Genomic DNA, 18,811 nt, shown 5'->3' on the forward strand with positions numbered 1-18,811 from the left:
CTATCTCTTTGGCGGAAACAGCGGGTTTTTGGTCTATCCCGCGTGGCGATAACGCTTAATACGCAGATAACGGCGTCCCAGGCGCCAGCGTAAACGGAAAGTACAGGCGTTTTTCCAGATTAACCGCCAGATACCGCGGTCGAAGAACTCGTTAATAATAACATGCTTTTTGGACTCATCTTTCATGCTATCGAAGGTATGGATGATCCCCAGGCCTTCTTTGGCGATCTGCCAGCGACAGGCGGCGATATGGCGTACTTTATCCGGGTAGCGCTGGTTAATCGCCTCCAGCATCTCCAGAATCTTCATATAGTGGCGCGCCGAACGCATCAGCGTGTCGTCGTTGTCCGGCTTATGCGACACCGACTCAGAGTGAATGTAGTAATCATAGAACTGCTGACTGGTGTACTGCACGCGCTCCGCGGCCAGCAGGGCTTCTGTGGTCCATGGGATATCCTGATGGCGCAGGCCAGGCTCGAAATGGAAGTGATGCTGGCGGATAAAGTCGTGACGATAAATATTAAGCCAGGTGACGTGCAGAAACTTCCGCGAGTCCAGGGCCTGCTTAAGCCAGACATGGCCCGGCAGTACATCCGTCGAGGGCAGGCGATCCAGTGGGAAGATCGGGTGGCTCTCGCGGCGCTTTTCGTACACATAGGTGCCGTTGCAGGTAGCGATATCGAGATGTTCTTTCTCGGCCATCTCCAGCAGCGTGCGATACATGCCCGGATAGAGTTTGTCGTCGATATCCGGAAACGCGAGATATTTGCCGCTGGCGGCGGCGAGGCCGGTATTGCGCGCGACCGAGACGCCCTGGTTTTCCTGCTCCAGCACCTGGACGTTCTGCAGCCGCTCCTGCCATTCGGCGATCACCGCCAGGCTGTTGTCTGTCGAACCATCGTTCACCAGGATCAGTTCATAGCTGTCCAGCTGCTGCTGTTCAATGCACTCAAAGAATTGCGCTAGAAATTTCTCACCGTTGTAGACGGCAGCCACGATGCTCAATAAAGGCGTTTGACTCATAAATCTTCGATCCTGGTTAACTAACGGCGTCAGGTGCGCTGCAGCTGACGGTACTGCTGACAAATGGATACGACGCTGAATTTTTCCAGCGCGGCATCGTCGATGGCCGGCGGGTTATGGTAAATGCTTTGCATCGTCTGAGCCAGCGCCGGACTGGTCAGATCCGCCAGACCGCGGGCAAGTTCGCCGGTGAGGATCTCGGTGACGCCGCCGGGGCAGCGGGTGCTGGCGACCGGAGTATGTAACAGCAGCGCCTCCACCACCACATTGCCGAATCCTTCGCTATCGGAGCTCAAAACCAGCATCCGTGCGCCTTTTATCCACGGTAAGGGGTTTTTCTGAAAGCCTTTGAACCACACCCGATCGTCAATGTGCAGCGTTTTTGCCAGCTGGCGCAGGCGCTGCTCTTGCTCCGGTTTTCCCTGGCCTAGCAGCACCAGCGGTGCGTCGATGCCGCTCTGCGCATAGGCTTCAAGCAGGCGGTCATGGCGTTTGCCCGGATGGAAGCGACCGACGTGAATCAGGTAGTCACCGTCCGGGCGCTCGCTATCGGCTTCCGCCTCGGCGCGCAGGGCGGTGATATCGAAGGGATTGTAGATGGTTTTCAGCTGTGCCGGGCGCAGGGCAAACTCTTTCACCAGATCTCGCCCCACCGCGTCGGAAACCGTCACCACGTTGCGACCCTGATAAATTCGCTTAATTTTCTGCTGCTTCATCCAGCGGTCAAAGCCGGTGCGGTGCCCGAGATAGGAGGCAGAGAATACGCCGTGCAGACAGAACCAGACGTTACGCTCGCGCAGCGCCCGGCTGCGGGCGACGATGCGGTCGGTTTTGTGCAGGTTGGAGAGCACAAGGTCAAATTGCCCCTGCTGTTCGGCCCGCACGACTGCGGCATCCAGCTGGCGGGCGCGGCGGGACAGCTCGGTCAGCTTGCGCCACGGTTTACGGCAGCGATCGGCAACTACCTGGTAGTCGAGCCCCTCGGGCAATGGGTACTCGCAGACATCGCGCAGCGAAATGAGCGACACCCGATCGCCGTCGCGCAGGAACTGTGCCGCCAGGGTCAGGACCACTTTTTCCGCGCCGCCGCCGGGTAAACCGTCAATCACAAATAAGATGCGCATCGTTAATTCACCAGATCCTGATAAAGAGAAAGCAGCTGGGTTGAGAGTCGCTCGCTGGTGCAGGCCATAATGCGCTCGCGGGCGTGACCGCCTTCCGCGGAGCCCAGCGCGCGCGGCGGCAGAGCCATCACCGCCTGCTGCAGCGCCGGGATATCCAGGGCGTCGCAGACGTAACCGTTGTGGCCGTCGACGATAAACTCCGCCCCGCCGCAGCCGGTAGTGGTGATCACCGGCAGACCGCAGGCCATTGCCTCGAGGATGACGTTGGGGAACGGATCGTAGAGGGTCGGCAGCAGCAGACCATCGGCCATTTGATAGAAGGGCAATGTCTCCGACTGCATGCCGAAGAAGCGCACCCGCGCTTCACAGTTCAGGCTCTTCGCCAGCGCCTGATAGCGAGGCTGATCCTTATCTTTGCCGACCACCAGCAGGTAGCGATCGGTAGGGGCGATGGCGCGGATCGCCGCCGCCAGCCCTTTACGTTCAAAGCCGGAGCCGACGTAGATCAGGCAGGTCGCCTGCAGCGGCAGATGCCATTTGGCGCGTAAGGCGGCAAAGGTCTCTTCGTCTGGCGGCAGGAAGCGCTGGTTGTCAATGGCGTTGTAAATAACGTGGATCTTCTCCGCCGGCAGGCCAAAGTCTTCGATGATCTCGCGCTTGATCATCTCGGCGTTGCAGATCACCCCGCGCAGGTGTGAGTCTTCATACATCTCGCGCTCCGCCTGCATGACGTAGCGGTGGTAACGGTCGGCGAACAGCAGGCGGCTTTTCCAGGCCGGTAAAATGCGCGAGCGCTGCTGCAGCCAGCGGCGATGAACGCCATCGCCAGCGCGGTAGAGATCGCAGCCGGGAATACGTTCATGGCTCTGCACCAGGTCGAAGGACTCGCGCTGCCAGAGCGCGCGCGCGGCGTTGGCAAAGCCGCGCTCGCGGCTGATGCGCCCCCATTTACGTGGGTTACAGATATGGATCTGCCAGTCCGGTTTCACCGGCCCCTGCCATTCGCGGGTGATGACGTTCAGTTGCAGATGACTGCTGTCGAGGGCTTCCAGCGCGCGGGAGACAAACCGTTCTGCGCCGCCGTCCGGGCGGTACTTCTGCCGCACCAGAGCCAGCCTGAATTTACTCATGCCAGTACCTTTTTCGCCGCCGCGATCACGGCGTCGGTAGGAATTAAATCAAGATAACGTTCGTCGGTGTTGGTGTTGATAGCGTCCGGATCGGGCAGCGGACCGAAGTCGCCGGCCCAGATCACCTCGCCTTTCGCCTGCCACGGACGCCAGAAGGTCAGCTTCGAGGGACCGAACAGGGCGACCAGCGGAGTGCCAAGGGCTGCAGCCATATGCATCGGCACCGAGTCGACGCCGATAAACAACCGGGCATGATCGATCACCGCCGCCAGCTGGCGCAGCGTTAACTGGCCGGCTAAAGAGTGTAGTCGCGCCTGCGGGCAGCCGGCGATGATGGTATCCACCATCTTCTTCTCTCTAGCATCGGGGCCGGAGGTGAGCACCACCGCGTATCCTTCGGCGGACAGCGCGTTGATCAGGGCGCTCATCCGATCTTCACGCCAGCATTTAAAGAACCAGCGCGACGTCGGCTGGATGACGATGTAGTGTTCCCGGAAGTCCTCCGGCAGCAGGGCGCGGCTGGCGGCCCAGTCTGCTTCGCTGTAGCCCATCCGCGCCGGCGCATCGTTCAACTGGAGACCGAGCGGAGCGAGAATAGAGAGATTCTGCTGTACCGTATGCAGCTGGTTGTGCTGTTGGGTGGAGGCCAGCGCGGTGTGGCAATAGCGCCAGACCGGGTGGCGGCGCTTCGGAAAATCAAAACCAATCCGCGTCGCGGCGCCGGTCAGTTTGCTGATAACCGCGCTCGGCCACTGGTCGGCCAGGTTAAGCACCATATCGTACCGCTGCTGGCGCAGCGTCTGAATGAGCTGCCATTGCATCTTCAGCTGATACCTTTTTCCCTGCTTTTTCCAGCGGCGATCGAGACCATAAATATGGTGGATATCGGGGTTGGCTGCGAGCATATCCCGGGTCTCTTCATACAACAGGACATCCACGCTGGCGGCGGGGTACTGCTGTTTCAGCGCGTGAATAAGCGGCGTGATCAGCAGCATGTCGCCATGATGGCGCAGCTTAATGACCAGGATCCGCGCCGGGTTCAACGGGCCGCGGGAGAGGGTTTCAGGCGTCATACTCTGTTCTTCATCCAGGATAAGGGTTCCGATTCTAGGGGATCAGACAGATTGAGAGAAGCGTTGTATTGCTCTACCATGACCCGATACGTATGGCCTGAGGACGTTTTCGTGCACAATCCCGCATTTCTCATCACGATTGATACAGAGGGCGATAACCTCTGGCAAAAACATGACAGCATCACCACCGAGAATGCGCGTTATCTTCCGCGTTTTCAGCAGCTTTGCGAAAAGTATGGCTTTAAACCGGTCTATTTGACCAACTATGAAATGGCCATCGACCCCTTTTATATCGAATTCGCCAGAGACGTGATTGCCCGCGGCACCGCGGAAGTCGGCATGCATCTGCATGCGTGGAACAGCCCGCCGACCGAGCCGCTGACTGCAGATGACTGGCGCCATAAGCCTTATCTTATTGAATACAGCGACGCTATGATGCGTGAGAAGGTCGACTATATGACGCGTCTGCTGGAGGATACCTTCCAGACCAAAATGGTTAGCCATCGCGCCGGGCGCTGGGCTTTTGACGAGCGCTATGCGCGTCTGCTGGTGGAATACGGGTATCAGGTGGATTGCTCGGTGACCCCGCGGGTGAACTGGAAGACCGCCAAGGGGGCGCCGCAGGGCGATGGCGGGACCGATTATCGCCGCTTTCCGCAGCATGCCTATTTCCTCGATGAAAATGACATCAGCCGCGAGGGCCACTCGCCGCTGCTGGAAGTGCCGATGAGCATCCAGTACAAGCACTCAGCGTGGATGAACAGCGTGAAGCAGGGCTACGACCGCCTGCGCGGCAAAGTGCGATCCCCCTCCGTACACTGGCTGCGACCGATGGGCGGCAATGTGGAAACGATGAAAAAAGTCGTCGAACAAACGTTGACGCAGGGCAATGACTACGTGGAATATATGCTCCACTCTTCAGAGTATATGCCCGGCGGCAGCCCCACGTTCCAGAATGAACGGGATATTGAGCGTTTATACGCTGACCTCGAAGCCTTTTTTAGCTGGCTGGCGCCGCAGGTGAAGGGCATGACGCTGGCAGAATATTACCAGCGGAAAATTACACAGCGCTAACACAGCTCAAGGTACCGTATGCGTATCCTTAAACAATTAACGCGGAAAAAGAATGCTTTTTTCCGCGGCATTAAATTTAATTTAATTAACTATCGATACAGAAATAAGCCGGCGCGTAAAGCCTTCGACCCAGCGGCTGTGCGCCGCGTGCTGCTATTGCGTCTGGATGATAAAGTCGGTGATATGGTGGTCACGACCGGCTGCGCCAGAATACTGGCCGAACGGGGATATCAGGTTTCGGTGTTAACCGGACCAATATGCAGCGAAATATTAGCAGGCTCAGAATTCATTCAGCAAGTATATTTATATCGGCCCCGCATGTCCTTAAATACGTTGCGGGCGGCGGGTTTTGATGCGGTTATCGATTTTGATGACGTGACCAGCTATGAACGCTTTAAATTACTCGCCGATTTACGGGCGACCAGCGTGATTGGTTTTAATAAAGAGCCCTATAAACTTTACGATCACTCAATCGCTTTTTTTGACGGCAACAGCCATATTTCCCTGCGCTATAAGCAGGTGGTGAAGCTGTTTGGCATCGTTGACGACCGCCCGTATCACTATCATCTCCCCGGCTGCCGCCATGAGCGGGAGAAAGTGGCCCGCTTGCTTTCTCAGGCCGGAGAGGTCGAACTGCGTATCGCCATTAACCCTTTTACCGCCTCCGAGGATAAAGACTTCTGTCGTCACCAGGTGGCGACCCTGGTCGAGCGGCTACATGCTCTGCCTTACCGGGTCTGTATCGTGATGGTGGGGCGCAGTGAAAAAATCCGCCAGCTGGGGCTGGATATGGCGCTGTACATCGCCGACAGCACCATCAACTCCGCCGTAGAAGTGATCCGCAGCTGTGATTTAGTCATTACGCCGGACACCTCGATCGTGCATATTGCCCGGGCTTTCGATAAGCCGATGGTGGCGGTCTATAACAAACGCAAACTCAAGAATACCGGGCTGCCCGGCTATCACATCTGGGCGCCGGGCTATGACAAGGCGAAGCAGATAGTCTGTGAAGAAGCGAATGTCGCCGATGTGGCGATTGAGTCGGTGTGGCCCGTGATTAAAGAGCAGGCCGACCGGCTGGTCGCCGCCCGCAGTTAATTTAAAAAGTTAATATAAAAAGGGCCGCTGACGGCCCTTTTTGTTAGCGTTTTTCCGCCAACCCTTTGCTGAGCGCAATGCCCAGCGGCAGCCAGAACAGCACCCAGGTTTCCCGGGGATTGCTGATGATAAACATCCCCTGCGAGGCCATAAACACCAGCGCGTAAAACAGGATCGCCAGACTGTAGCGGCTGTCGGTATGGCGCTTGCGCCACGCCTGCCATAGCCCGCAGGCAATGATCGCCAACAGCAGCAGTAACCCCACGATGCCGCCTTTCAGCAGGGCGCCCATATACACACTGTGGGTGGTGGTGATGTGCTCGCCGCTGTAGTTGATGAAATCCAGTTCATAGCTGAAACCGCGCCCCAGCCACGGCTGGCTGGCCATCTCCGACAGCGTATGGTGCCAGATGCTCAGGCGCAGCCCGCTTTGGGTGCCCAGCTCCTCGAAACGGGCGAGCAGCATGTCGCCCACCGGCGTCATGACCAAAAGCAGCGCTACCAGCACGGCCAGCGCTGCGGCGATCAGCAGGTTGCGGCGGGTGAAGACGTGCAGGTGCAGCGTACAGCCGACCGCCAGCACCAGGGCGATGATCGGCCCGCGGCTTTGGGTGAGCAGCAGCATCACCAGCATGATGACCACCGGCAGATAGAGCCAGTGGCTGGCTTTTTCTTTCAGTAGCATGCCGCAGATTAAAATGCCGATGCCGCAGTAACCGGCAAGGTCGATAACGTTCGTTGGTCCGGGGTTCTCGGGGGAGACCGCTCGTTCGGTGAGAACCAGCGTATGGTCGATAATCAGCGTCCACAGGGAGAGCACGGTGATCCCACCGACCACCGCCAGCATCGCCAGTCGGCGGGTTCGTCCGTCCCTGAGCAGCATCGTCATCAGCAACAGATACCCGGTCAGATACACGCCGTGGGTGATCGGCGAGTCAATATGCTGCGGCGTATGGCCCCACACATTACTGAGGGCGTAATAGATAAAGAAAGCCGCCAGCAGCGTCCAGGTCTGCCACTGCTCGCGTAACACCCCGGCCAGCGCCTGGCGGTTTTCCTGGCGTACCAGCGACAGCAATAGCAGCAGGATCGATAAATGCAGCAGATTATTGGTCCGGGTGGACATGCAAAAAATCGCGCTGAAAAATAAAAACAAAGGAAAGACAATCGAGTAACCCTGTCTGGCGAAGTTACTCACTTTTAAAGTACTCATTAAACGCAACCTTTTCGAAGATAGTATCCGGCACAGCGCTTTCTGGGGAAAAATTAATCACCCGAATCTGGCGTTGCTGCAGTACCTGCGCGGCATGCGCAAAGGAGGGCATGACGAGGGTATCCACTTTTGTTGCCAGGTAAGAAGGCAATTTTTCTTGTTGTGTTTCGTAGAATCGCGGCTGGTTAAAGTTGGTCATATCCAGGCCGCTCACCAGGATAGTATTGAAGCCCAGCCAGGCGAGAATTTGCAGCGCCCAGTAGACCACCGTGCCGGCATCAAAGATGCCCTGGCGAATATCGGTGCTAAAACAGATATCCGGGCGCTGAGGATGAAAGCACATCGCCGCATTCTGCTGGTAAGTGCGCTTTATCGCTTCGCTGGCGACTTTCGGCTGGTAAATCTTATAGCAACCGTCCTCAATCAACGCCAAACGGCAGCGCAGCGCGTCCCCATAGCGATCGACGATTTTGGCGATCCCGTGCATGGTGGTGAACAGCAAAATATCCGGCTGGCTGACAATGGCGCGGATAATGTCCGGCTTCTTATCGAAAAATTCCATGTCGACGATGGTATAGAGTGAAAAGTGCAGCCGGTCGGCAAGATGCCAGGCGCCATTGACGCCCATCACCGGGATCGTTTTCGACAACAGGGAAAAATCGATATTGCGGGTTGAGGGGCCGGTGGCGGTCAGCAGGACTTCGCCCTGCATACTGTTTTTCAGCGCGCTCAGGCTGACCAGCGGCACCGTTTTCCCTTTATAGCGTAACGCGCTGATTTCGCCGCTTGGCGCGCGCGTAATACGGGTAAAAGGCCACAGATTTTCATTGTGGCGATACGCGCGAGGGCGCGTATAGCGGTAGATCTGCTTAAACAGGGATCCCATCAGAGCAGCCCCTGATTTTGCAGGAGAAGATGAATCCGGCTGGCCGCAATATCGCCGGTGCTGGCGCTGTTTTCCGGCCGCACGATATGCTGGTTTTTACCGTATCCGCCAATCAGCCCCGGGTCGGTCGGGCCGTAGAGCGTAAAGTTCGGTTTATCCAGCGCGGCGGTCAGATGGCTCAGCCCGGTATCGACCGAGACGACGGCCCGGGCGCCGGCCAGAACCTGCGCCACCTGCTCAAGGCTCATGCGCGGCAGCACTTCGACATACTCCCGGCCTTCCGCCAGCCGCTTCGCCCGCGCCTCTTCGTGCGGGGCCCCCCACGGCAGCTTAATGTGGACGCCGCTGTCGGCCAGCAGATCGAGAAGCTCCTGCCAGCGGGTTTCCGGCCAGTGCTTATCGTCGCGGGTGGTGGCGTGCAGAAACACCAGATAGGGCGCGGCAGCGCTAGCCTCGTGCTGCAGGAAATGGCGCGCAATGGCGTAATCCCCCTGGGTCTGGGGTTTCGCGTAGCCAAGGCTTTTGGCGAACAGCTCACGGGTACGCTCCACCGCGTGCTGCTGTTTCGCGATATGGTGGCGGCGGTTGTAAAACAGGCTCGCCAGCGGCTCGCGGGCCGTTTGCCAGTTCATACCGTGCTTGACGCCGTGCGCCAGGCGAGTAACCAGCGCGGCGCTTTTTACCAGCCCTTGGGCATCGATGATGGCGTCATACTTTACCGCCTGAACGGCCTCGCGAAAGGTTTGACGCTCGGCTTTGATCGGCGCGGAGAACCAGGCTTTGCGCCAGCGGCGGATCGCCACCGGGATCACCCGCTCGACGCTTTTATGCCAGGAGGGGATCTGCGCGAAACCCTCTTCAACCACCCAGTCGAAGCGGATGCCGGGGATAGCCTGCGCGGCGTCGGTTAGCGCGGGCAGCGTGTGCAGCACGTCGCCCATGGAGGAGGTTTTAACGATCAATACCCGCATCCGTTACGCTTCCTCGTGCTCGGTTTTTTCCGCTAACAGTTCGTTTAGCTCTTGCAGGACGCGTTCTGGGGTGATGTCGATCAGGCTCTGATGATAGCCTTCGGCGGCATCGCCTTTGCGCACCTTGTGGTAGCCGGTAATCAGACGGATAACCCGCGCTTTATGTGACAGCGGCGGGGTAAAGTCCGGACTGCTCGGGCCATACAGCGCCACCAGCGGGCGGTCCAGTGCCGCGGCGACGTGCATCAGCCCCGAATCGTTAGTCACTACAGCTTTACAGGCGGCGATCAGAATGACCGCCTGCTCCAGCTGGGTTTCACCCGCCAGATTACGGCACCAGGCCTGCTGCTCGCTGCTGAGGGCGGCGATGATCTCTTTGCCGGCCTCGTTATCTTTCGCCGAGCCGAAAAGCGCAATCTGATAGCCATCGTCGATAAGCTTTTTCGCCAGCTCAGCATAGTGATAGTGCGGCCAGCGTTTGGCCGGGCCGAACTCCGCGCCGGGGCAGAAGCCGACGATCGGCCGATCGTAGGACAGGTTAAAAGCGCTGCAGGCCTGCGACTTTTCCCCTTCGTTGACCTGCAGCTGCGGCCACAGCAGCGGCTGCGGCAGATCTTTGGCGCAGCGCATCACGCCGTTGTCGTAGGCCAGCGCCACGTAGCGTTCCACCATCAGCGGCCAGGCGTCTTTGTCCAGCACCCGGGCGTCGTTGAGCAGGCCGTAGCGCATCTCGCCGCGCCAGCCGGTGCGCAGCGGGATATTGGCAAAGAAAGGGACTAATGCCGATTTAAACGAGTTCGGCAGCACGTAAGCGCGATCGTAGCGACGCTCGCGCAGGCTGTGGCCGAGCTTACGGCGTTCGCCGATAGCCAGCGCGCCGTGACCCAGCGGCATCGGGATCGCTTCGTTCACTTCCGGCATGCGCGAAAGCAACGGACGGCACCAGGCTGGCGCCATCACGTCGATAATCGCCTGGGGATAGCGCGCCCTGAGCGTACGATAAAGACTTTGCGACATCATCATGTCGCCCACCCAAGACGGGCCTACCACCAATATTTTCATGCTTGTTTCTTACGCGTCGCGGTTTAGCCAGGCCATATATTCCGTTACGCCTTCGGCAACGGTTTTGAACGGTTTGTCATAGCCCGCTTTGCGCAGGTTAGTCAGATCCGCCTGAGTGAACGCCTGGTAGCGGCCTTTCAGTTTGTCCGGGAACGGGATGTACTCGATGCTGCCTTTTTTGTGGTATGCCAGGGTCGCATCGGCGACGGCCTGGAAGGATTCCGCACGGCCAGTGCCGAGGTTGAAGATGCCGGAAACGCCGTTTTCCCAGAACCACAGGTTGACGTCAGCCACGTCGCCCACGTAGACGAAGTCGCGCTTGAAGCCGTCGCTGCCTTCAAACAGTTTCGGGCTTTCGCCATTATTCAGCTGGGTATTGAGGTGGAAAGCGACGCTCGCCATACTGCCTTTGTGGCCTTCGCGCGGCCCGTAGACGTTGAAGTAGCGGAAGCCGACGATCTGCGAATTGGCTTCCGGCAGGATCTGGCGGACGTATTCGTCGAACAGGAATTTGGAGTAGCCATAAACGTTCAGCGGCTGTTCGTACTCGCGGGACTCGATGAAGTCGCTGGTGCGTCCGCCATAGGTGGCCGCGGAGGAGGCGTACAGGAACGGGATTTCGCGCTCCAGGCAGTAGTGCAGCAGCTCTTTGGAGTACTGATAGTTGTTGTCCATCATGTACTTGCCATCCCACTCGGTAGTGGAAGAGCACGCGCCTTCGTGGAAGATAGCTTCGATTTCACCGAACTCTTCACCCGCCATAATCTGGATCAGAAAGTCTTCTTTATCCATGTAGTCAGCGATGTTCAGGTCAACCAGGTTTACAAACTTGGTGCCGTCTTTCAGATTGTCGACAACCAGAATGTCGGTGATGCCTTTGTCATTCAGCGCTTTAACGATGTTGCTGCCGATAAAGCCTGCGCCGCCGGTAACGATGATCATAACTGTACCTTTGAAGTTGGGAGCCCGGAGACAATCCGGACATGAATGCTCTTATCATATCACCACATGAGCAAGCCTACAGCCATTCGCAGAATAAGGTGCTGGGCTGACGTGATTTATGCTGCAAATAATTCATTCAGGCCTGCATCATCTCGTATCAGCGTATAGCTTTGGGTAATATGTGCCAAATTTTGCCGAATCTGGAGAGTTGCAATGCGTGGTGATTTCTACAAACAGTTAACTAGCAATCTGGAGACCGCTCGGGCCGAAGGGTTGTTCAAAGAAGAGCGCATCATCACCTCGGCGCAGCAGGCGGACATTACCGTCGGCGACAGCCACGTGATTAACTTCTGCGCCAATAACTATCTGGGTCTGGCGAACCACCCGGAACTGATTGCCGCGGCGAAATCCGGCATGGACAGCCACGGTTTCGGGATGGCCTCGGTACGCTTCATCTGCGGCACCCAGGATACGCATAAGCAGCTGGAGAAGAAGCTGGCCGATTTCCTCGGTATGGAAGACGCGATCCTCTACTCTTCCTGCTTCGACGCCAACGGCGGCCTGTTTGAAACGCTGCTCGGCCCGGAAGACGCCATTATCTCCGACGCCCTGAACCATGCCTCGATCATCGACGGCGTGCGTCTGTGTAAAGCGAAGCGCTTCCGCTATGCCAACAACGATATGCAAGAGCTGGAGGCGCGTCTGAAAGAAGCTCGCGAGGCCGGCGCGCGTCACGTGCTGATCGCCACCGACGGCGTGTTCTCGATGGATGGCGTGATCGCCAACCTGCAAGGCGTTTGCGACCTGGCGGATAAATACGATGCGCTGGTGATGGTCGATGACTCCCACGCTGTCGGCTTCGTCGGCGAAAACGGCCGCGGCTCCCACGAATACTGCGATGTGATGGGGCGCGTCGATATCATCACCGGCACGCTGGGTAAAGCGCTGGGCGGCGCCTCCGGCGGCTACACCGCCGCGCGCAAAGAGGTGGTTGAGTGGCTGCGCCAGCGCTCCCGTCCGTATCTGTTCTCCAACTCTCTGGCGCCGGCCATCGTGGCCGCCTCCATCAAAGTGCTGGAGATGGTTGAAGAGGGGGCAGACCTGCGCGATCGCCTGTGGGCTAACGCGCGTCTGTTCCGCGAAAAAATGACCGCGGCAGGCTTCACGCTGGCCGGCGCCGACCACGCCATCATTCCGGTGATGCTGGGCGAGGCGGTGGTGGCGCAGAACTTTGCCCGCGAGCTGCAGAAAGAAGGGATCTATGTCACCGGCTTCTTCTATCCGGTGGTACCGAAAGGCCAGGCGCGTATTCGCACCCAGATGTCGGCGGCGCATACCCCTGAACAAATTGAGCGTGCGGTGGAAGCCTTTACCCGCATCGGCAAACAACTGGGCGTCATCGCCTAATAAGGGTATGAGATGAAAGCGTTATCCAAACTGAAAGCGGAAGAAGGCATCTGGATGACCGACGTACCGGAACCGGAAGTCGGCCATAACGATCTGCTGATTAAAATCCGCAAGACCGCCATTTGCGGGACCGACGTGCACATCTACAACTGGGATGAGTGGTCGCAGAAGACCATTCCGGTGCCGATGGTGGTCGGTCACGAATATGTCGGCGAAGTGGTGGGGATTGGTCAGGAAGTGCGCGGCTTTAAGATTGGCGACCGCGTCTCCGGCGAGGGGCATATCACCTGCGGCCACTGCCGTAACTGCCGCGCGGGCCGCACCCATCTGTGCCGCAACACCATCGGCGTGGGCGTCAACCGCCCGGGCTGCTTTGCTGAGTATCTGGTGATCCCGGCCTTTAACGCCTTTAAAATCCCCGACAATATCTCTGATGACCTGGCGTCTATCTTCGACCCGTTCGGCAACGCGGTGCACACCGCGCTCTCCTTCGATCTGGTCGGGGAAGACGTGCTGGTTTCCGGCGCCGGTCCGATCGGCGTGATGGCGGCGGCGGTAGCGAAACACGTCGGCGCGCGTAACGTGGTGATCACCGACGTCAACGAGTACCGTCTTGAGCTGGCGCGCAAAATGGGCGTTACCCGCGCGGTGAACGTGGCCAAAGAGAACCTTAATGACGTGATGGCCGAGCTGGGGATGACCGAAGGTTTCGATGTGGGTCTGGAGATGTCCGGCGCGCCGCCGGCGTTTCGCAGCATGCTGGATACCATGAACCACGGCGGCCGTATCGCGATGCTGGGTATCCCGCCGTCGGATATGTCCATCGACTGGACCAAGGTCATCTTCAAAGGGCTGTTTATCAAAGGTATCTATGGTCGCGAAATGTTCGAAACCTGGTACAAGATGGCGGCGCTAATCCAGTCTGGTCTGGATCTCTCACCGATCATCACCCACCGCTTCGGCATTGATGACTTCCAGAAAGGTTTTGACGCGATGCGCTCCGGCCAGTCCGGTAAAGTGGTTTTGAGCTGGGACTAATCCCCCATGCTGGCGTAAAAATCAGCAAAAAAGGCGCCTGCGGGCGCCTTAATTTAGATTTGGATAACATTTTTAGCCTGCTTAATATTAAGCGCACAATTTCTACATCGATTTTACGGTTATTCGCTTATACAGTGTGTTTAGTCGCAGTTTAACTTTGTAACTATCATGCTTAAACTCTCCGTATGCTTACTGACCTGTAACTCTGCGCGCCTGCTGATGGAGGTGCTGCCGCCTCTGCTGAAGGTGGCCGATGAATGTATCGTCGTCGACTCCGGCAGTACCGACGAAACCGTCGCTATTTGCCAGCAGTTTGGTCTCACCGTCCATCACCATGCCTATAAAGCCCACGGCGCGCAGATGAACTATGCCATCGGGCTGGCCAGCCATGACTGGGTGCTGTGCATGGACAGCGACGAAATTCTTGATAATGACGTGGTGACGGCCATTCAGGCGCTAAAAGCGGGGGAGGAGCCTGACCCGACCTGCGCCTGGCGTCTGCCGCGCTACTGGTTTGTGCTAGGCAAACAGGTACGGACTATCTACCCCATTTCCTCACCGGATTATCCGGTGCGCCTCTTTAACCGCCAGCAGGCGCGGTTTAACGATCGGCCGGTGGATGACCAGGTGGTCGGACACGCGAGCTCCGTCAGGCTGCCGGGCTTCGTTCGCCACGATACCTTTTATTCGCTGCATGAAGTGTTTAATAAGCTGAACAGCTATACCACCCGGCTGGTGAAGTACCAGCAGATCAAACCTTCGCTGACGCGGGGGATCGTCAGCGCCATTGGCGCTTTCTTTAAGTGGTATCTGTTTAGCGGGGCATGGCGCTATGGCAAGGTCGGCGTGGTGACCGGCCTGTACGCGACGTTTTACAGCTTTCTGAAATATTTTAAGGCGTGGTACGCCCACGAAGATAACCAGGCGCCCGTCGCGCAAAAGCGAACGGACCCCTGAGTAGTCTAGTTGCCGGGGTTGTCCCAGCCCTGCCATTTGAGGCGATAGTACTGGATCAGCGCGCTCTGGCTGATGCTATCGCTGAGGATAGTGAAGAAGCGACTGGCGTTCACAGGCTCCAGCGGGCGCTTCGGTTTGCAAGACTTCACGCCATGGAACGGATTACGCGGCTTCTGCTGCGTTTGTTGCGCGGGCGGCTGGGCGTAGTTTGGCGTCGAGTTGTCGACCTGCGGCTCGTTGAGCAGGCTGCTCGGGCGCACCAGCGTGATATCCGGCGGCAGGTTATAGACCATCTGCTGCAGCACCCGCACCGTCGTCGGATGCGGATGGCCAATGGCTATCGCCGAACCGTTGCGCCGCGCCAGGGCGATGGCGCGATTGAACTGGTTGCGGATATCGGCTTCATTCTGCGTATCGTCGAGAAACACTTTGCGCTTAATCACCTTCACGCCGGTACCCTGCGCGGCGCGCATGGCCTGGGTGTTGCCGATGGTGACGCTGTCGAGAAAATAGAGATTGTAGCGCTCCAGGGCCTGCATCACCTTCTGCATGCCAAACAGGTTGGAGGTCATCGCGCTGCCCATATGGTTATTCAGCCCGACGGCGTAAGGGACTTTGCCGTAAGCCTCGCGAATAATGCGCTCGATCTCCTCGCTGCTCATTTCGGGACGCAGGGTGTCTTTTTCCAGCGGCTGTTTGCTGAGCGGCGCCATTGGCAGATGGATGAGCACTTCATGGCCCTGATTATGCGCTTTAGTGGCCATTTCCCGGGCGTGCGGCGCGTTCGGCAGCACGGCGACGGAGATAGTTGCCGGCAGCGCCAGCACCTGATTCTCGGTCTGCGGGCGGTAGCCAAAATCGTCAATAACGATGGAGAGTTTGCCAGCGAACGCTGGCGCCGCCAGAGCCAGCGAACCGGCTACGGCAAGAGCAATTGCGCGAAATTGAAGCAAAACTTATCTTCCCAACCACGGCTGTGGATTGACCGCCTGACCCTGGCGGCGAATTTCGAAATAGAGCGACGGACGGCCCTGACCGCCGCTGCTGCCTACGAGCGCGATAGGCTGGCCGGCACGCACCTGGGTACCAACGCTGACCAGCGCGCTTTGGTTATAGCCATACAGGCTCATGTCGCCTTTGCCATGTTCGACCACCACCACCAGACCATAGCCCTGCAGCCAGTCGGCCAGAATGACCCGACCATCGGCAATGGCTCTGACTTCGGTGCCTTCAGACGCGGCGATAACCATCCCTTTCCAACGTAGTTCACCTTGCAGCTGTTCGCCATATCGATGAAGGAGCGGACCGCGAACCGGCCAGAACGCCTGACCGCGCGGCGAGCCCAGTCCGCCGGTGCGTGACATCAGCGAACGCTCGCTTTCCGTTGGTTTATAGGTGGTGCCTTTGCGCGATGCTTCCTGCTGGCGGTCGCGCACCGCCTGCGCATCGCGTGCTTCCCGATCGGCTCGGGCTTTGGCGGCAGCCTCCGCCTGGGCGATACGACCGCGTAGGCGCGATTCGTTAGCCCGCAATTCACTTAACTGTTGCTGACCTTGCTGAATGGAGGATTCCAGTCCGGAAAGGGTCTTTTTCCGTTCGTTACGCGCCTGCTCCAGCTTCGCCTGCTGAGCTTTTTGCTCGTAGACCAGCGTCTGCTGCTGGCTCTGCTTCTCTTCGAGCATCGACTTTTGCACCGCCATCTCTTCGCGCGTTTTCTTCAGTTCCGCGATAGTCTCCTGGCGGGCCTGGTTGAAATAGCTGAAATAGACCTGCATCCGCTGATTGCGCTGGCCCTCTTCACCGCTGAGCACCATCTGGATGCCGGTATGCGGCCCCTGGCGGAAAGCGGCATCGAGCTGCGCGGCGAGGTTCCGCTCCTGAGACGCGCGCTGGCGCTCCAGCTTCGCGAGAGCGGCGTTCATCTCGTCAATCTGCTTATTGAGCTGGTTCAGGCTATCCTGGGTTTCGCGCAGTTTGCGGGCCGCGGCGGCGATCGCCTCTTCCTGCGCTTTGAGCTGGGCGAGCAGGCTTGCGCGCTGCTGCTGCTGTTGCTTAATCGCCCGCTGCCTGGCGGCGATGTCGGCCTGGATGGACTTTAGCTGATCGCGATCGTCGGCATGCGCAGATGACGCGCACAGCAATACGCCAGCGCTGAGCGCGCTGGCGTAAAGGACGGATCGAACTGCCGCTGCGATCCATGTAGTTGAATACATCGCCTTTCCCCTCATGGGGAAGGATTATTCCACGATGAACAGCGGCTTGCCAGTCATCTCTTGCGGGATTTCCATTCCCATCAGCGACAGCATGGTCGGGGCGATGTCGGAAAGTTTGCCGCCGTTGACCGCTTTGACCGCTTTATTACCGACGTAGATCAGCGGAACCGGCAGATTGGTATGGGCGGTGTGCGCCTGGCCGGTGGCCGGGTCGCGCATCTGCTCGGCGTTGCCGTGGTCGGCGGTGATCAGCAGTTGGCCGCCAACGGATTCCACCGCCTGAGCCACCTGGTCGATGCAGCGATCCAGCGCTTCAACCGCTTTTACGGCAGCTTCCATCACCCCGGTATGGCCAACCATATCGCCGTTCGGGTAGTTACAGATGATGGTATCGTATTTTCCGCCTTTGATGGCGGCGACCAGTTTCTCGGTCAGCTCGGCGGAGCTCATTTCCGGCTGCAGATCGTAGGTCGCCACTTTCGGCGAGTTAATCAGGATCCGCTCTTCGCCTTTAAACGGCTCTTCTACGCCGCCGTTGAAGAAGAAGGTGACGTGAGCGTATTTTTCAGTTTCGGAGATGCGCAGCTGGGTTTTATCGTGCTTCGCCATCCACTCGCCGAAGGTATTGGCCAGCGAGGCGGGCGGATAGGCGCAGGCGACTTTGATGTCGGCGGCGTATTCGGTGAGCATCACGAAATCGAGATTAACCACTTTCTTACGCGCAAAGCCGTCGAAGTCGGCGTTGACGAAGGCGCGGGTGATTTCACGCGCGCGGTCGGCACGGAAGTTCATGAAGATCAGCGCGTCGCCGTCTTCCATCGCGGCATCGGCCTGGCCGGCGGCGCGGATAACGGTGGCTTTCACGAATTCGTCGTTTTCGTCACGGGCGTAGGCGGCCTGCAGACCTGCGACGGCGGTATCGGCCTGGAATTCGCCTTTGGCCAGGGTCAGCAGATCATAAGCTTGTTCTACGCGATCCCAGCGGTTGTCGCGGTCCATGGCGTAATAGCGGCCGATGAGCGATGCGATGCGACCTTTGCCCAGCGCGGCAAATTTGGCTTCGAATGTCGCCAGCGTTTTTTCCGCACTGCGCGGCGGCGTATCACGGCCGTCGAGGAAGGCGTGCAGGTAGATCTTCTCAGCGCCGCGCTCTGCCGCCAGCTCCACCATCGCCATGATGTGATCTTCGTGGCTGTGGACGCCGCCTGGCGACATCAGGCCCATGATATGTACTGCTTTGCCGGCGGCAACCGCTTTATCGACCGCGGCGGTCAGTACCGGGTTGGCGAAGAAGGTGCGTTCTTTAATTTCCACATCGAGACGGGTCAGGTCCTGATAGACGATACGACCGGCGCCCAGGTTGACGTGGCCTACTTCGGAGTTCCCCATCTGACGGTCCGGCAGGCCGACTTCGAGGCCGGATGCATCGATCAGGGTATGTGGACGTTTGGCCCATAGCGCGTCCATTACCGGCGTTTTAGCGCTATAAATGGCGTTATCCTGTTGGTCTTCGCGATAGCCGTAGCCATCCAGAATCACCAGTACCATAGGTTTTTTAGAAACCGACATTGCGACAACCTCATGCTCAAAGACAGAAATT

At 58.3% G+C, this 18,811-nt stretch carries 17 protein-coding genes; 5 read left to right on the plus strand and 12 right to left on the minus strand.

The window, feature by feature from the left end:
- Positions 1-33 precede the first annotated feature (33 nt).
- From OHJ17_RS00730 to rfaQ, 4 genes are read right to left on the minus strand one after another with little or no spacing between them, the layout of a single operon-like run.
- Positions 34-1,023, minus strand: a complete 990-nt coding sequence (locus tag OHJ17_RS00730; RefSeq protein WP_004173909.1) for a glycosyltransferase — start codon at positions 1,021-1,023, stop codon at positions 34-36.
- 29 nt (positions 1,024-1,052) lie between these two features.
- Entirely contained in the window at positions 1,053-2,147 is a 1,095-nt protein-coding gene (locus tag OHJ17_RS00735; protein ID WP_032433689.1) for a glycosyltransferase, read from the minus strand.
- Between the two features lie 2 nt (positions 2,148-2,149).
- A complete protein-coding gene (locus OHJ17_RS00740) occupies positions 2,150-3,277 on the minus strand; it encodes a glycosyltransferase family 4 protein (RefSeq protein WP_032433688.1) in 1,128 nt (375 codons plus the stop codon).
- On the minus strand, positions 3,274-4,350 hold the full coding sequence (rfaQ, locus tag OHJ17_RS00745) for a putative lipopolysaccharide heptosyltransferase III (protein ID WP_004181527.1): 1,077 nt from the start codon (positions 4,348-4,350) through the stop codon (positions 3,274-3,276). The genes OHJ17_RS00740 and rfaQ overlap by 4 nt, the downstream gene beginning before the upstream one ends.
- A gap of 111 nt (positions 4,351-4,461) precedes the next feature.
- Here rfaQ and OHJ17_RS00750 point away from each other — a divergent pair, with 111 nt between their 5' ends.
- Both OHJ17_RS00750 and OHJ17_RS00755 read left to right on the plus strand, forming a co-directional pair.
- Positions 4,462-5,424: a polysaccharide deacetylase family protein gene (locus OHJ17_RS00750; protein ID WP_002922494.1), complete on the plus strand. Its 963-nt coding sequence runs from the start codon at positions 4,462-4,464 to the stop codon at positions 5,422-5,424.
- Positions 5,425-5,442: 18 nt separating this feature from the next.
- The gene (locus OHJ17_RS00755) at positions 5,443-6,522 is read left to right on the plus strand and encodes a glycosyltransferase family 9 protein (protein WP_002922472.1); all 1,080 of its coding nucleotides are present in this window, start codon (positions 5,443-5,445) and stop codon (positions 6,520-6,522) included.
- A 43-nt stretch (positions 6,523-6,565) separates the two neighbouring features.
- On the opposite strand, the gene OHJ17_RS00760 is transcribed toward OHJ17_RS00755, so the two are convergent.
- From OHJ17_RS00760 to rfaD, 5 genes are read right to left on the minus strand one after another with little or no spacing between them, the layout of a single operon-like run.
- A complete protein-coding gene (locus OHJ17_RS00760) occupies positions 6,566-7,735 on the minus strand; it encodes an O-antigen ligase family protein (protein WP_004164973.1) in 1,170 nt (389 codons plus the stop codon).
- On the minus strand, positions 7,713-8,621 hold the full coding sequence (locus OHJ17_RS00765) for a sugar glycosyltransferase (RefSeq protein WP_002922468.1): 909 nt from the start codon (positions 8,619-8,621) through the stop codon (positions 7,713-7,715). Before OHJ17_RS00765 ends, OHJ17_RS00760 begins: the two co-directional genes overlap by 23 nt.
- Positions 8,621-9,592, minus strand: a complete 972-nt coding sequence (gene rfaC / locus OHJ17_RS00770; protein WP_032433687.1) for a lipopolysaccharide heptosyltransferase RfaC — start codon at positions 9,590-9,592, stop codon at positions 8,621-8,623. The genes OHJ17_RS00765 and rfaC overlap by 1 nt, the downstream gene beginning before the upstream one ends.
- A 3-nt stretch (positions 9,593-9,595) precedes the next feature.
- Positions 9,596-10,654 (minus strand): ADP-heptose--LPS heptosyltransferase RfaF, encoded by a 1,059-nt coding sequence (gene rfaF / locus OHJ17_RS00775; protein ID WP_032433686.1) that lies wholly within the window; start codon positions 10,652-10,654, stop codon positions 9,596-9,598.
- Between the two features lie 9 nt (positions 10,655-10,663).
- Positions 10,664-11,596, minus strand: coding sequence for an ADP-glyceromanno-heptose 6-epimerase (gene rfaD / locus OHJ17_RS00780; protein WP_002922463.1), 933 nt, complete (start codon positions 11,594-11,596; stop codon positions 10,664-10,666).
- Between the two features lie 213 nt (positions 11,597-11,809).
- Here rfaD and kbl point away from each other — a divergent pair, with 213 nt between their 5' ends.
- From kbl to OHJ17_RS00795, 3 genes are all read left to right on the plus strand, one after another.
- Positions 11,810-13,003 (plus strand): glycine C-acetyltransferase, encoded by a 1,194-nt coding sequence (gene kbl, locus OHJ17_RS00785; RefSeq protein ID WP_002922462.1) that lies wholly within the window; start codon positions 11,810-11,812, stop codon positions 13,001-13,003.
- 12 nt (positions 13,004-13,015) lie between these two features.
- Positions 13,016-14,041, plus strand: a complete 1,026-nt coding sequence (gene tdh, locus OHJ17_RS00790; protein WP_002922461.1) for an L-threonine 3-dehydrogenase — start codon at positions 13,016-13,018, stop codon at positions 14,039-14,041.
- A 219-nt stretch (positions 14,042-14,260) separates the two neighbouring features.
- On the plus strand, positions 14,261-14,998 hold the full coding sequence (locus OHJ17_RS00795) for a glycosyltransferase family 2 protein (RefSeq protein ID WP_014343446.1): 738 nt from the start codon (positions 14,261-14,263) through the stop codon (positions 14,996-14,998).
- A gap of 5 nt (positions 14,999-15,003) precedes the next feature.
- On the opposite strand, the gene OHJ17_RS00800 is transcribed toward OHJ17_RS00795, so the two are convergent.
- From OHJ17_RS00800 to gpmM, 3 genes are read right to left on the minus strand one after another with little or no spacing between them, the layout of a single operon-like run.
- On the minus strand, positions 15,004-15,951 hold the full coding sequence (locus tag OHJ17_RS00800) for a divergent polysaccharide deacetylase family protein (RefSeq protein WP_002922459.1): 948 nt from the start codon (positions 15,949-15,951) through the stop codon (positions 15,004-15,006).
- Between the two features lie 3 nt (positions 15,952-15,954).
- A complete protein-coding gene (gene envC / locus OHJ17_RS00805) occupies positions 15,955-17,226 on the minus strand; it encodes a murein hydrolase activator EnvC (RefSeq protein ID WP_002922458.1) in 1,272 nt (423 codons plus the stop codon).
- Positions 17,227-17,235: 9 nt separating this feature from the next.
- Positions 17,236-18,780, minus strand: a complete 1,545-nt coding sequence (gpmM, locus tag OHJ17_RS00810; RefSeq protein WP_004152046.1) for a 2,3-bisphosphoglycerate-independent phosphoglycerate mutase — start codon at positions 18,778-18,780, stop codon at positions 17,236-17,238.
- Positions 18,781-18,811 lie beyond the last annotated feature (31 nt).

Origin of the sequence: Klebsiella sp. KP20-425-1, assembly GCF_025813515.1 — a bacterium.
Taxonomy (GTDB): Bacteria; Pseudomonadota; Gammaproteobacteria; order Enterobacterales; family Enterobacteriaceae; genus Klebsiella; species Klebsiella pneumoniae.

Excerpts from the sequence above, each read along its gene's own strand:
- OHJ17_RS00730 (WP_004173909.1), bottom strand. The coding sequence starts at position 1,023 with ATGAGTCAAACGCCTTTATTGAGCATCGTGGCTGCCGTCTACAACGGT.
- OHJ17_RS00735 (WP_032433689.1), bottom strand. The coding sequence starts at position 2,147 with ATGCGCATCTTATTTGTGATTGACGGTTTACCCGGCGGCGGCGCGGAA.
- OHJ17_RS00740 (WP_032433688.1), bottom strand. The coding sequence starts at position 3,277 with ATGAGTAAATTCAGGCTGGCTCTGGTGCGGCAGAAGTACCGCCCGGAC.
- rfaQ (WP_004181527.1), bottom strand. The coding sequence starts at position 4,350 with ATGACGCCTGAAACCCTCTCCCGCGGCCCGTTGAACCCGGCGCGGATC.
- OHJ17_RS00755 (WP_002922472.1), top strand. The coding sequence starts at position 5,443 with ATGCGTATCCTTAAACAATTAACGCGGAAAAAGAATGCTTTTTTCCGC.
- OHJ17_RS00760 (WP_004164973.1), bottom strand. The coding sequence starts at position 7,735 with ATGAGTACTTTAAAAGTGAGTAACTTCGCCAGACAGGGTTACTCGATT.
- OHJ17_RS00765 (WP_002922468.1), bottom strand. The coding sequence starts at position 8,621 with ATGGGATCCCTGTTTAAGCAGATCTACCGCTATACGCGCCCTCGCGCG.
- rfaC (WP_032433687.1), bottom strand. The coding sequence starts at position 9,592 with ATGCGGGTATTGATCGTTAAAACCTCCTCCATGGGCGACGTGCTGCAC.
- rfaF (WP_032433686.1), bottom strand. The coding sequence starts at position 10,654 with ATGAAAATATTGGTGGTAGGCCCGTCTTGGGTGGGCGACATGATGATG.
- rfaD (WP_002922463.1), bottom strand. The coding sequence starts at position 11,596 with ATGATCATCGTTACCGGCGGCGCAGGCTTTATCGGCAGCAACATCGTT.
- kbl (WP_002922462.1), top strand. The coding sequence starts at position 11,810 with ATGCGTGGTGATTTCTACAAACAGTTAACTAGCAATCTGGAGACCGCT.
- tdh (WP_002922461.1), top strand. The coding sequence starts at position 13,016 with ATGAAAGCGTTATCCAAACTGAAAGCGGAAGAAGGCATCTGGATGACC.
- OHJ17_RS00795 (WP_014343446.1), top strand. The coding sequence starts at position 14,261 with ATGGAGGTGCTGCCGCCTCTGCTGAAGGTGGCCGATGAATGTATCGTC.
- envC (WP_002922458.1), bottom strand. The coding sequence starts at position 17,226 with ATGAGGGGAAAGGCGATGTATTCAACTACATGGATCGCAGCGGCAGTT.
- gpmM (WP_004152046.1), bottom strand. The coding sequence starts at position 18,780 with ATGTCGGTTTCTAAAAAACCTATGGTACTGGTGATTCTGGATGGCTAC.